Consider the following 11,957-nt stretch of genomic DNA (forward strand, 5'->3'; position numbering starts at 1 on the left):
GACTTCCGCGTCGTTGCCGACCGCGACGAAGCGGCCGTCCTTGATCGCGACGGAGGTCGCGACGGGGTTCGCGCGATCGAGGGTCGTGAATCGTCCGTTGTGGAGGATCAGATCCGGTTGAGTGTCGGGTACGCTCATCAATATGTCCTCGATGCAATCAGAAACCGAGCCAGTGACGGACCGGTGCAACGGCCGCCACGCCGATCAGCATGCCGGCCAGCCCGACCAGCGCAATCAGCGGCGGTGCGGGCGAGCGCACCTTGATCACGCTGTACACGACGCCGACCAGCACGCCGGCGCCCAATGAAACCAGATACGATTCCATACGTCCCTCCCGACTGAATTAGAATGTGCCGCATTACCGCCCGGGCGCCGGGCGCCGTGCGCCTGCGGCCCGATCCGCTGCCGTCCCGTCCGCTTCACTTCGCCGCCACGCTTTCCAGCCATGCAACATCTGCCCGACCTCGAAGCCTGGGCCATCTTCGCGCGGGTCGCGGAGACCGGTTCGTTCGCCAAGGCCGCCGACCTGCTCGGCATCACGCAACCGACCGTGTCGAAGGCGATCGCGCGACTCGAAAAGCGCCTCGGCGCGATGCTGCTGTACCGTACGTCGCGCAAGCTGTCGCTCACACCGACCGGCGAACTGCTGCGCGATCGTGCGATCCGGCTGCTCGCCGACGCCGAACTGATCGAGGACGAGGCATCCGCGCACGCGCTCGAACCGCACGGCCTCGTGCGCGTGAACGCACCGATGTCCTACGGCCTGTGCAATCTCGCGCCGCTGCTGCCCGCGTTTCTCGAACGCTATCCGCGCGTCGACGTCGACCTCGTGCTCACCGACAACTTCGTCGACATCGTGTCCGGCGGCTTCGACGTCGCGATCCGGATCGCCGAACTGAGCGATTCGTCGCTGCGCGCACGCCGCCTGTGCGCGGTACGCCGGCCGCTCGTCGCGTCGCCCGCGTATCTGGACCGGCACGGCCGGCCGACCCATCCGAGCGAACTCGACCAGCACGTGTGCCTGACCTACACGAACATCCCGACGCCCGAATACTGGCGCTTTCGCCATACGACGTCGGGCGACGAATTCGGCGTGCCGGTGCGCGGGCGCATCCGTGCGAACAACGCCGACGTCCTCTGTCCCGCGCTGATCGCCGGCCACGGTATCGCACTGCAGCCGGCGTTCCTGGTATGGAATGAACTGCAAAGCGGTGCGCTCGAGGAAGTGATGCACGACTGGAAAATCCCGGACCTCAACGTCAACCTCGTCACACCGCCCGGCATGCTGCGTGCCGCGCGCGTGACGGCGCTGCTCGAGTTCCTCGTCGAACATCTGTCGCACGCGCCGTGGGCACTGCCGCCCGTCTGAGCGGGCGGCCCGCGACCCGTTACTTCGCCGGCACGGCCGGGATCGACTCGTGCGGCGTCGCGGTGCGCTGTGCCGCCTTGTGGACCATCGTGTACGCGTAGTCGACGCCCATCCCGTACGCGCCCGAATGCTCCTTCGCGATCGCCATCACGGCGTCGTAGGTATCGCGGCGCGCCCAGTCGCGCTGCCACTCGAGCGCGACCTGCTGCCAGGTGACGGGCACGACGCCGGCCTGAATCATCCGCTGCATCGCGAAGTCGTGCGCATCCTTCGACGTGCCGCCCGACGCGTCGGCGACCATGTAGATCTCGTAGTCGCCTTCGAGCATCGCGCAGAGCGCGAACGTCGTGTTGCAGACTTCGGTCCACAGGCCGGAGACGACCACCTTCTTGCGGCCGTTCGCGGCGAGCGCGTCGCGCACCTTCTGGTCGTCCCACGAGTTCATCGACGTACGTTCGAGCGTCTTCTGGTTCGGGAACACGTCGAGCAGTTCGGGATAGGTGTAACCCGAGAAGCTGTCGCTTTCGACCGTGGTGATCGTGGTCGGGATGTTGAATGCTTTCGCGGCCTTGGCAAGCCCGACGACGTTGTTCTTCAACGTCTGGCGATCGATCGACTGCACGCCGAATGCCATCTGCGGCTGCTGGTCGATGAAGATCAGCTGGCTGTTCTGGGGGGTGAGGACTTCAAGCTTCGGGTTGCTCATGGCGCGTATCATCCTTTGGACAGGAAACGTTTAAGGCTTGCCTCGATCGGAAACCGAGAGGAGCCGACTGTGCGTTACCCCGGATCTGCGTCTTCCGGTTGCAGCCATTTAATCGGAAAAGCCGCGGCTCGAACATCCAAGAAATGGAATCGATCGAATTCCGAAAGAGGGGGCTCTCCAACGGCTGTCCGCCCTTTTGTTCCACACGTAAACCCGATACGCTTCCAGCACGTTGAAGGCGCGCCCTTCGCCCCCGATCAGCCTATCACGAGAGGTTTTCATCATGAAGCCGTATTTTCTGTCGCTGTTCGCAGGCATCCTCGCCGGCGTCATCTACGGTGCGCTCGGCGTGAATTCGCCGGCACCGCCGATCATCGCGCTCGTCGGCCTCCTCGGCATGCTGGCCGGCGAACAGATCCTGCCGCTCGCGCGCCGGATGCTGGCCGGCTATCGGCTGAATACCGCGTGGCGCGATGCACAATGCAGCCAGCACATGTTCGGCGCGCTGCCGGGCGCCGCCGCGAACGATCGCAAGCCGTCGTGATGCAAGACTCATGACCAACGTCGAGCTGTTCCACTACCTGCTGCTGTTGATCTGCGGCGCGGGCGCGCTCACCTGGCTCGCGGAGCGCGTGTCGATCCCGCCGGCCGTCGTGCTGCTGCTCGGCGGCTGCGTGGTGGCCATCGCAGGCAAGCGCACGCCCGACATGGATCCGGCGCTGCTGCTCGTGGCCGTGCTGCCGCCGCTGCTGATGTCGAGCGGCTTCTATACGGCGTGGAAGGAATTCCGCCACGAGCTCGCGTCGATCGCGTCGCTCGCGCTCGGCGCGGTGGTGTTCACGACGGTTGCGGTCGCGCTCGCCGTGCATGCGGCCAATCCGGCGCTGCCGTGGGCCGCGTGCTTCACGCTCGGCGCGATCGTGTCGCCGCCCGACGCGGTCGCCGCGAAGGCGATCCTGCAGCGCCATCCGCTGCCCGCGCGGCTCGTCGCGGTGCTCGAAGGCGAAAGCCTCGTCAACGATGCATCGGGCCTGCTGCTGTACCAGATGGCCGTCTCGGCCGCGCTCGCCGTCACGATCACGACCGCGAGCGCCACCGGCCTGTTCTTCTCGCTCACGCTGATCGGCATCGCGGTCGGCCTCGCGTGCGGCCATGCGATGTGCTGGGTGCTGCAGCGCCTGCGCGAGCCGATGCTCGGTATCGTCGTGACCTTCGCGATGGCGTGGGGCAGCTACGGCATCGCGGAAGCCGTGCACGGTTCGGGCGTGCTGTCGGTCGTGACCTGCGGCCTCGTGCTCGGCGTGCGCCAGCATCGCGTGTTCGGCGCCGACATGCGGATCAAGGCGAAAGCGACCTGGGAAGCGATCGTGTTCGTGCTCGACGCGCTCGTGTTCATCCTGATCGGCCTCGCGCTGCACGCGATCCTCGCCGGCGTGAACCACGAAGGCGCGGTGCTGATGGCCGGCCTGCGCGTCGCGCTGCCGGCCACCGCCGCCGCGATCGCCGCGCGCGTCGTGTGGGTGTTCGTCGCGATGTGGCTGCCGGGCCGCCTGCGCGCGCCGCGCGCGGGCCATGCGCCGTGGTCGTGGCGCGAGGCCGTCGTGCTCGGCTGGTCCGGCATGCGCGGCGTCGTGAGCCTCGCGGCCGCGATCGCGCTGCCGGGCAATTTCCCCGGGCGCGACCTGATCCTGTTCAGCACGTTCCTGCTGATCATCGCGACGCTGGTCGTGCAAGGCGGCACGCTCGCGCCGCTGATCCGCGTGCTGAAGCTGCGCCCGGCCGCGCGGCACACGATGTCCGAGCATGCCGTGCGCGCCCACACGTTCGGCGCGGCGCTCGCCGAACTCGATGCGCGCGAGCAGCGCGGCACGCGCCTCGAACGCGCATCGCTCGACCGGCTGCTGACCGAATACCGCAGCCGCGTCGCGCTCAACGAACGCGCGCACCGCGACGGCGCGGAACCGGCGGACGTGCGCGCGCGGATGCTGCGCGTCGAGCTCGAGCTGGTCGGCGTGTCGCGCGATGCGCTGCTCGCGCTGCATCGCGACGGCCGGGTCGACGACGCGGTGCTGCACCGCATAGAATCCGAGCTGGATTTCGAGGAACTGCGGCTGCAGCGCCTGCTCGAACCGTAACGTCCGGCCTGCCCGGCCCTCGCCGGCCGGCCCGTCTCCCCTTTCCCCACATGGAATTGCAATGAGCGAACTGTCCGTCGAAGCGAGCATCGGCTCGGTCGATTACCTGGTCCATTTCACCGACGGCGTCCATCAGTGGCGCGCCGACGAACCGGCGTCGCTCGGCGGCGGCGATACCGCACCGACGCCCGTCGCGCTGCTGCTGTCGAGCCTCGGCGCGTGCACCGCGATCACGCTGAAGATGTACGCGCAACGCAAGGGCTGGCCGCTCGCCGAAGTGCACGTGAAGCTCGCGCACGAATCGGGCAGCGCGGGCAGCACGATCGTGCGCCGCATCACGCTCGACGGCGGCCTGACCGACGAGCAGCGCGAGCGACTGCTGCAGATCGCGAATGCGTGCCCGGTGCACAAGATCCTCACGCACCCGATCACGATCGATACGGCCATCGCCTGACCCACCGGATACGAGAGACCCACCATGTCCGCATCGATCAAGACCCTGCTCACGCCGCGCGAGAGCGACATCGGCAACCTCGTCGTGCGCCGCGTGCTGCCCGCGCGCGCCGCGCGCCTCGTCGGCCCGTTCATCTTCTTCGACGAGATGGGGCCGGCCGTGCTGCCGGCCGGCAGCGGCATCGACGTGCTGCCGCATCCGCACATCGGCCTCGCGACCGTCACCTACCTGTTCGACGGCACGCTGATGCATCACGACAGCCTCGGCTTCCGGCAGAAGATCGTGCCCGGCGACGTGAACTGGATGACGGCCGGGCGCGGCATCGTCCACTCGGAGCGTTCGCCCGACGAGGACCGCCCGCATGAACAACCGGTGCACGGGATCCAGACCTGGGTCGCGCTGCCGGTCGAGCACGAGGACACCGCGCCCGCGTTCGTGCATCACGCGGCCGACACGCTGCCGTCGTTCACGCGCGACGGCGCGCACGTGCGCGTGATCGCGGGCACCGCGTTCGGGCTCACGTCGCCGGTCGCCGTGTTCTCGCCGACGCTCTATGCGTATGTGGAATTCGCCGCGGGCGGGCAGCTCGCGCTCGACGCGGAACACGACGAGCGCGGCGTGTATCTCGTCGACGGCGACCTCACGATCGACGGCACGCCGCTCGCCCCCGCGACGATGGCCGTGCTCGAACCCGGCACGAACGTCGCGCTCGCCAGCGCGAACGGCGCGCGCGTGATGCTGCTCGGCGGTGCGCACCTGCCGGGCGAGCGGTTCATCGAATGGAATTTCGTGTCGAGCGAGCGCGCGAAGATCGAGGCGGCCCGCCACGCGTGGGCGGAGCAGACCTTCGGCAAGGTGCCGGGCGAGGAAAACGAATGGACGCGCCAGCCGGAGCGCCGCGCGCAGTGAGCCCGCGGTGAGCCGATAGCGGTCGGCGCATCGACGCAGCGCGGCCGGCGTTCACGCCGGCCGCCTTGCGTTTACGGCTTCAATCCCATCAGCTTCGCGAGCACGGGCCAGCGCTCGAGCGATTCGACGAATGCGCGCCGCGCCTGCTCGTCGACGTAGCGGGCCGGATCCAGCGCGGGCAGATGCCGCGCGAGGCCGAGCACGTCGTTCGGTTGCGACAGGCGATCGTCGTCGCCTTCGCCGATGTTTACTGTTCGTCGATCCATACGCCGTCCGGAGTCTTCACCGCATAGCCGGTGCTCGTCTGCAGCGTCACCGTGCCTTCGTTCTCGCCGACCATCCGCGTGCGCGGCAGGTCGGCCGCATATTGCGCAAGCGTCGCGCCCGGCTTGAACGGGCTGTTCGACACGAGGTTCGACAGCAGCTGCGCGAGCGCGAGGAAGCTCGTCGGCTGGTCGATCACGGTCGTCGTGCCGTGATTGCCGGTGAAGCCGACGAGCCGCACGCCGACCGGCCCGTGGACGACGCGCGGCGTCGGGATCTCGCGCAGGCCGGCCACCTGGTTCTTGTCGCCGCGCAGCGCGGCGCCGTGCTCGGGCACGAACACGATCACCGCGCGCCGTCCCGACTGCGCGATCAGGTCGGCGAGCCGGTCGAAGTCGTTCATCATCCGGGTCACGCGCTGCGGATACGAATCGATGCTGGTGAGCGAGCTGCCCACCACGCGGTTGCCGTCGTGCAGGCTGATCGTGTTGTAGTACAGCGCGACCGGGCCCGGCACCGACGCGCGCTGCGCGTACCAGTTCGCGAGCGTGCCGTAGTCGTCCTTGATCGCGGAGCCGTCGAACGCATGCATCGCGACCGGGGCGGCGGCGTTCGAGATCATCGGCGCGTCGGGCACGCCGATGTTGTCGTGAACGACCTGCAGGAAGTTGTCGAAGTGCCCGTCGTGGTTCAGCAGCGACTGCACCGTGTAGCCGGCGGACGCGAGTTGCGAAAACAGGTGGCACTGCTGCGGCGCGGGCTTGTACAGGTCCGCGTGCGCTTCCTGCCCGCAACTCGCGCGCAGCACGCGGATCGCGGCCGGGCCGCTGTAGCTCGCCGCCGTGCTGAAGTTGTTGAACAGGTAGTCGAAGTGGCTCAGCATCGGGTGATTGCGCACCTTCGCGGCATCGAGGTCGTCCCACGACAGCGAGCACACATGCAGCACGATCACGTCGAACTGCGCGGCCGGATCGTTGCCGAGATGGCCGAACGCGACCTGCCGCTGCGACTCCTGCGCGCGGAACGTCGCGAGCGCCGCGTTGTGGTCCTCGGGCTGGCCGGCCCGCCCGCCCGTCGCGTCGGCCTGCTGCGGGAGCGGCGCGACGACGCGCGCCATCAGCCCGTTGCCGGCCTGCCACAGCGGCATCACGACCAGCGCGGCGAGCACGAAGGTCGCGACGCGCACCCAGCGGTTGACGATGAAATAGACGATCAGCACACCCGCCACGGTCAGCACCAGCAGCGGCGGCAACAGGCGCGGCAGCAGCTCCATCCAGTAGTCGAGGCGGAACGTGCTGACCTCGCGCACGGCATCGACAAGGCGCGCGAGCGGCGGCGCATGCAGTTCGCGCGCAAGGAGCGGCACCGCGATCGCGAGCGCGGCGAGCTGCCGCACGATGCGCCACACGCGCGCGCGGATCGGCGCGCTCGCCGCGAGGGCCAGCGCGAACGCGAGGTTCGCGAGCCACAGCGGCTGCAGGTGGCCGGTCGCGAACAGCGCGAACTTCAGGATGAAATACAGATTCCAGAACGTCATCTAAACCACTCCGTGATGGGCGCCGCGTCAGTCGCGCGCCCGATCGAGCTTCGGTGCCAGCATCGACTGCACGCCGCGCGCCGCACCTTTCCACATCCGTACGTAACCGTCCAGGCCCACGCGCAGCACTTCCTTCAGCCCGCGCAGCGGCGTGTCCGCGCGCGCGCTCACGTGCCAGTCGAGCCACGCATCCGCGCGGCCGAACGTGCACTGCACGAGCTGGCGCTCCTGCTCGAGCGTCAGTGCCTCGAAGCTCACGCCGACGTGGGTCGGCGTCACGCGGCTCACGCGCACCGGGAACGGGAACGGCCGGTCGCCGCGCGTCACGCACACCGTCAGCGTGTCGCCGACCGCGAGCGGCAGCCCCGGCACCGCTTCGAGGCCGAGGCCGCCGGTCGAGTAGTCGCTCGTGAAGCATGCGGCAGTCGAGCCGTCGGCGAGCAGCAGCGTCGCCGGCACGCGCATCGCGATCCGGTGCGTGACGCGCACCTGCTTGGTCTCGCGCGCGACGGCCATGGCCGCGCCGAGCATCGCGAGGTTGTAGACGGTCCAGCCGAGCGTGATCAGGATCGTCGACGCCTCGTCGCCCTGGTCGGCCACGAGCCGCCACAGGCCGGCCGCGATCGCGAGCACGTTCAGCGCGAACAGCACGAGGTACGGCTTCGAGGTCGACCAGTCGACGTAGCCTTCGTCGATCTTGCCGCCCTTGTCGGTCACGTTGAACTTGCCGTGCTGCGGGCTGAAGAACGCGACGGTGGTCGGCAGCGCGATGTACCACGCGAGCACCGATTCGTAGACCTCGGCCCAGAACGAGTGGCGATAGCGCCCCTGCATCCGCGAGTTCGCGACGTTCGCGAGCACCAGGTACGGGATCACGTAGCTCGCGAGCGCGACCGACGACGCATTGATGAAGTACAGGTGGAAGAACAGGTACGCGAGCGGGATCGTCAGGAACACGAGCCGCGGGATCCCGTAGAAGAAATGCAGCATCGCGTTGCCGTAGCAGATCCGCTGGATGAAGCCGAGCCCGCGCCCGAGGAACGGATTGTCGATGCGGAAGATTTGCGCCATCCCGCGCGCCCAGCGCGTGCGCTGCTTCACGTGGCCGGCGAGGCTCTCGGTCGCGAGGCCTGCCGCCTGCACGGTCGGCAGGTACGCCGACGTGTAGCCGCGGCGGTGCAGCTTGAGCGCGGTGTGCGCGTCCTCGGTCACGGTCTCGACCGCGACGCCGCCCACCTCCTCCAGCGCGGTGCGCTTGAGCACCGCGCACGACCCGCAGAAGAACGTCGCGTTCCACAGGTCGTTGCCCGACTGCACGAGCCCGTAGAACAGGTTGCCCTCGTTCGGGATCTCGCGGAACGTGCCGAGGTTGCGCTCGAACGGATCGGGCGAGAAGAAATGGTGCGGCGTCTGCACCAGCGCGCATTTCGGGTCGCGCAGGAACACGCCCATCGAGGTCTGCAGGAACGAGCGCGTCGGCACGTGATCGCAGTCGAAGATCGCGATGTATTCGCCATGCGTCTTCGGCAGCGCACGGTTGATGTTGCCGGCCTTCGCGTGGCGGTTGTCGTCGCGCGTCAGGTAGCCGATCCCCGCCTCGCGCGCGAACGCCTCGAACTCGGGGCGCCGGCCGTCGTCGAGCAGGTACACGCGCAGCTTGGCCGCCGGCCAGTCGATGCTCTGCGACGCGAAGACGGTCGGCTTCACGACCGACAGCGGTTCGTTGTAGGTCGGGATGTAGACGTCGACGCTCGGCCAGGTGTCCGGGTCGTCGGGCAGCGGCACGATCGGCCGGTCGAGCGGCCACGCGGTCTGGACGAAGCCGAGCAGCAGGATCATCCACGTATAGGCTTCGGCGCCGTACAGCAGGTAGCCGGCGAACGCCTCGACGGGGCTGCGGAAATCGAGTGTCTGGGTCGTGCGCCACCACACGTAGCGGACCGTGGCGAGCAGCGCGAGCGACGCGAGCGCGAGGGTCGGCAGATGGCCCGGCAGGCGGCGCAGCGCGAGCGCCAGCACCGCGACAATCGCGAAGAACGCGAACTGCGCGCCGGGCATCAGCGGCGACATCCCGGCCGCGGCCCACATCAGCGCGCCGGCGATCAGCAGCAGCGGCGCGAGCCAGCGGTGCCGGCCGACGCCGTGCGCGCGCGCGTCGAGCCAGCCGCCCCAGCGCGCCCACGGCAGACGCGCGAGCAACGCGTCGAGGCGCCGGCCGAGCGCGCGCGCCGCGACGTAGGCCGGCACGACGAACGTGTCGAACCACGCGAGCGGATCGCGCGCGGGCCGGCCATCGGCTGCGCGCGGCGCGCGCACGATCGCGCGCCACAGCCATTCGCGCGGGCTCAGCGGCTGCAGCACGCCCCACTCCCGCGCGAGCCACAGGAAGGCGATGCGTGCCCGGCGGCGCACGGGATCGGGCCGGCCGGGCGGCGGCGCGTGGAAGAACAGCCGCACGAGCCAGTCGAGCAGCGTGCGCTCGGCCGGCAGCCCGATCCCGCGCGCGCACCAGTCGGTCGCGCGCCGGGCCGCGGCACGCCAGCGCGACGCGAACCCGGCCTTCATCGCCGCGCTCCCGTGCGGCCGGCCGCGGCCGCCGCGAGCCACGCGTCGACCCAGTTCGCGACGCCGTTCAGGTCGTGCGACGCCTGCGAATACGGCGCGTCGTCGAAGATCCAGCTGCCGCGTGCGAGCGTTTCGGGCACGGCCGCATCGACGTGAATCCGCTGCTCGAGCATCGACGCCGGTCCCGCGACCGCGCGCAGCATCGCGAGCGCATCGCGCTGCATGTCGCGCGCCGGGTTCAGCCGGTTCACGACGATCTGCAGGTCGCCGCCGCCGGCCCGCAGCGCGTCGAGGCGCGCGGCAACGGTCGCGCACGCAGCCGGTTCGGGCGGCACGACGACGAGCGTCAGGTCCGCGCGGCGAATCGCCTGCTCGGCCTGCGGCGACGGATAGCGCGCGGTGTCGACCAGCACGACGCCGTCAGGCGGCAGCGCGATCTCGTCGAGCGCGCGCGACAGCCAGGCCGGATCGGCCGCGAGCCGCGCATCGCAGGCGGCGGCGCCCGCCGCGTCGACCTGCCCGTACGGGACGAACAGCACGCCGTCGGCATTGCGCCACGTATGCGCGTGCCACGGCGCGGCGTTACCCGAGTCACCGAGCAGGCTGTGCGCGAGCCCGTGCTCGGCCAGCGTGTCGAGACCGAGCGTCGCGCCCATCAGGTTCTGCGCGTCGAACTCGACCGCGACGACCGGCCGGCCGCGACGGGCGAGCAGCACCGCGAGCGCGCCGGCGAGCGTCGTGCGGCCCGCGCCGCCGGTCGTCGACGTGACGGCGATCGTCTTCATGGCGCGGCCTCGCCGGCGTGGTCGGCATCGGGCAGCAGGCGCCCGCGCAGCGCGACCGGCACGAGTTCGCACGGCACCGCGTCGCGCCGCTGCAGCCCGCGCGGCGCATGAAAGCCGCGGCCGAGGCCCAGGTGCTGCGCGACGAGCCACACCGGCACCGCGATCGCGATGCCGACGATGAATCCGATGACGAGTTCGGCGATCATGCGCCCTCCGGCTTGCGCAGCGGCATCGCGCTGCGGATGGCGCCGCGCGTGTGCGCGACGGGAAATGCAGGAAATGCCGGCGCATCGCCCGGCATGTCGGCGGCCGGCGTCGCATCGTCGGCGTGAACCGCGTGCGGCGGCGCATCGACGTGCCGGTCGGCCACACCGCCCGCGGCGGCCGCGCCGCCCTCGCCGGCCACGGTGCCGTCGGCGCCCGGTTCGGCAAGCGCCGCGGCATCCGCCGCGCGTTCGGCCGGCCCGCGTGCCGCATCCGCTGGCTGCGCCGTCGCGAACAGGTCGCTGTAGTCGGCGATCGGCGCGCGCCGGTTCTCGGCCTTCAGCGCATCGAGCTCGGTGTCGATGCTGCCCTGCCCGAGACACACGACGCGATCGGACAGCGTCTCGACCGGCACGTCGAAGATACGCGCGAGCGCATCCTCGGCATCGGCCGGCTCGCACGCGAACAGGAACACGTACAGGTGCCCGGCATCGGCCGTCACGACGTCGCCCGCGCGGCGCGGCCGGCAATGCCGCAGCGCATCGACGTGCGACACGCCGGGCAGCAGCGCGATCTTCGCGAGCGTATGCGGCAGCGCGAGCACGGCGCCGCGATCGAGCACCGCGCGAATCCGCAGGCAGAACGCGCCGACCGGCAGGTAGCCGAGCACCGAATCGCCGAGCGCGGCCGCGAGCGCCGCGCGATAGTCGGGCGCGACGGGCCGCGCATAGAGCTGCCCGCGCAGCGCGTGCACGGCCGCGTGCATCCGCGTCACCGGCAGGTCGCGCGCGACGACGCGGTTCGCGCCGACGCTCAGCACCAGCATCTCGAACTGCTGGCGCAGCACCTCGCCGCGCTCGACCACGGCGATCTTCAACGCGCCGCCGCATTGCCGGCGCAGCGTGTGAACGGCCGCGCACAGCGTCTCGAGCTGCGCATGCGAGCGGAACGCCAGCACCGCGGTCGCGGGGGGGGGGGGGGGGGCGGGCCCGCCCCGCCGAGAACCCCGCCAGCCACCGCGCCCCCCCC

General features: G+C 70.2%; 13 protein-coding genes. 5 read left to right on the plus strand and 8 right to left on the minus strand.

Features of this window, described 5'->3' with window-relative positions; genetic code table 11:
• Nucleotides 1–157 precede the first annotated feature (157 nt).
• Nucleotides 158–325 carry a DUF1427 family protein gene (locus U4012_RS35230; RefSeq protein WP_044846122.1) on the minus strand — a complete coding sequence of 56 codons (168 nt, stop codon included), beginning with the start codon at nt 323–325 and terminating at the stop codon, nt 158–160.
• A 120-nt stretch (nt 326–445) separates the two neighbouring features.
• On the opposite strand from U4012_RS35230, the gene U4012_RS35235 reads away from it, so the two are divergent.
• Nucleotides 446–1,369, plus strand: coding sequence for a LysR family transcriptional regulator (locus U4012_RS35235; RefSeq protein WP_124489483.1), 924 nt, complete (start codon nt 446–448; stop codon nt 1,367–1,369).
• A 19-nt stretch (nt 1,370–1,388) separates the two neighbouring features.
• On the opposite strand, the gene U4012_RS35240 is transcribed toward U4012_RS35235, so the two are convergent.
• A complete protein-coding gene (locus U4012_RS35240; RefSeq protein ID WP_124489484.1) occupies nt 1,389–2,075 on the minus strand; it encodes a hydrolase in 687 nt (228 codons plus the stop codon).
• A gap of 283 nt (nt 2,076–2,358) precedes the next feature.
• On the opposite strand from U4012_RS35240, the gene U4012_RS35245 reads away from it, so the two are divergent.
• The 4 genes from U4012_RS35245 to U4012_RS35260 all read left to right on the plus strand — a co-directional run bounded on the left by U4012_RS35245 (nt 2,359) and on the right by U4012_RS35260 (nt 5,573).
• Complete coding sequence (locus U4012_RS35245) at nt 2,359–2,619, plus strand: XapX domain-containing protein (RefSeq protein ID WP_044846125.1); 261 nt, start codon at nt 2,359–2,361, stop codon at nt 2,617–2,619.
• Between the two features lie 10 nt (nt 2,620–2,629).
• Entirely contained in the window at nt 2,630–4,210 is a 1,581-nt protein-coding gene (locus tag U4012_RS35250; RefSeq protein WP_321804456.1) for a sodium:proton antiporter, read from the plus strand.
• 61 nt (nt 4,211–4,271) lie between these two features.
• Entirely contained in the window at nt 4,272–4,664 is a 393-nt protein-coding gene (locus U4012_RS35255) for an OsmC family protein (RefSeq protein ID WP_321804457.1), read from the plus strand.
• Nucleotides 4,665–4,688: 24 nt separating this feature from the next.
• The gene (locus U4012_RS35260) at nt 4,689–5,573 is read left to right on the plus strand and encodes a pirin family protein (RefSeq protein WP_044846128.1); all 885 of its coding nucleotides are present in this window, start codon (nt 4,689–4,691) and stop codon (nt 5,571–5,573) included.
• Between the two features lie 71 nt (nt 5,574–5,644).
• On the opposite strand, the gene U4012_RS35265 is transcribed toward U4012_RS35260, so the two are convergent.
• The 6 genes from U4012_RS35265 to bcsE form a co-directional block, all read right to left on the minus strand.
• Nucleotides 5,645–5,839 carry a hypothetical protein gene (locus U4012_RS35265; RefSeq protein ID WP_044846129.1) on the minus strand — a complete coding sequence of 65 codons (195 nt, stop codon included), beginning with the start codon at nt 5,837–5,839 and terminating at the stop codon, nt 5,645–5,647.
• Nucleotides 5,821–7,374: a cellulose biosynthesis protein BcsG gene (gene bcsG, locus U4012_RS35270; protein WP_321804458.1), complete on the minus strand. Its 1,554-nt coding sequence runs from the start codon at nt 7,372–7,374 to the stop codon at nt 5,821–5,823. The genes U4012_RS35265 and bcsG overlap by 19 nt, the downstream gene beginning before the upstream one ends.
• A 27-nt stretch (nt 7,375–7,401) precedes the next feature.
• Complete coding sequence (gene bcsA / locus U4012_RS35275; protein ID WP_321804459.1) at nt 7,402–9,939, minus strand: UDP-forming cellulose synthase catalytic subunit; 2,538 nt, start codon at nt 9,937–9,939, stop codon at nt 7,402–7,404.
• Nucleotides 9,936–10,724, minus strand: a complete 789-nt coding sequence (gene bcsQ / locus U4012_RS35280) for a cellulose biosynthesis protein BcsQ (protein ID WP_321804462.1) — start codon at nt 10,722–10,724, stop codon at nt 9,936–9,938. The genes bcsA and bcsQ overlap by 4 nt, the downstream gene beginning before the upstream one ends.
• Nucleotides 10,721–10,930 (minus strand): hypothetical protein, encoded by a 210-nt coding sequence (locus U4012_RS35285; RefSeq protein ID WP_044846132.1) that lies wholly within the window; start codon nt 10,928–10,930, stop codon nt 10,721–10,723. Before U4012_RS35285 ends, bcsQ begins: the two co-directional genes overlap by 4 nt.
• A partial coding sequence (gene bcsE, locus U4012_RS35290) for a cellulose biosynthesis protein BcsE (RefSeq protein ID WP_321804465.1) occupies nt 10,927–11,957 on the minus strand: 1,031 nt, incomplete at its 5' end. The genes U4012_RS35285 and bcsE, both read right to left, overlap by 4 nt.

Source organism: Burkholderia sp. BCC1988 (assembly GCF_905339895.1).
Lineage (GTDB): Bacteria > Pseudomonadota > Gammaproteobacteria > Burkholderiales > Burkholderiaceae > Burkholderia.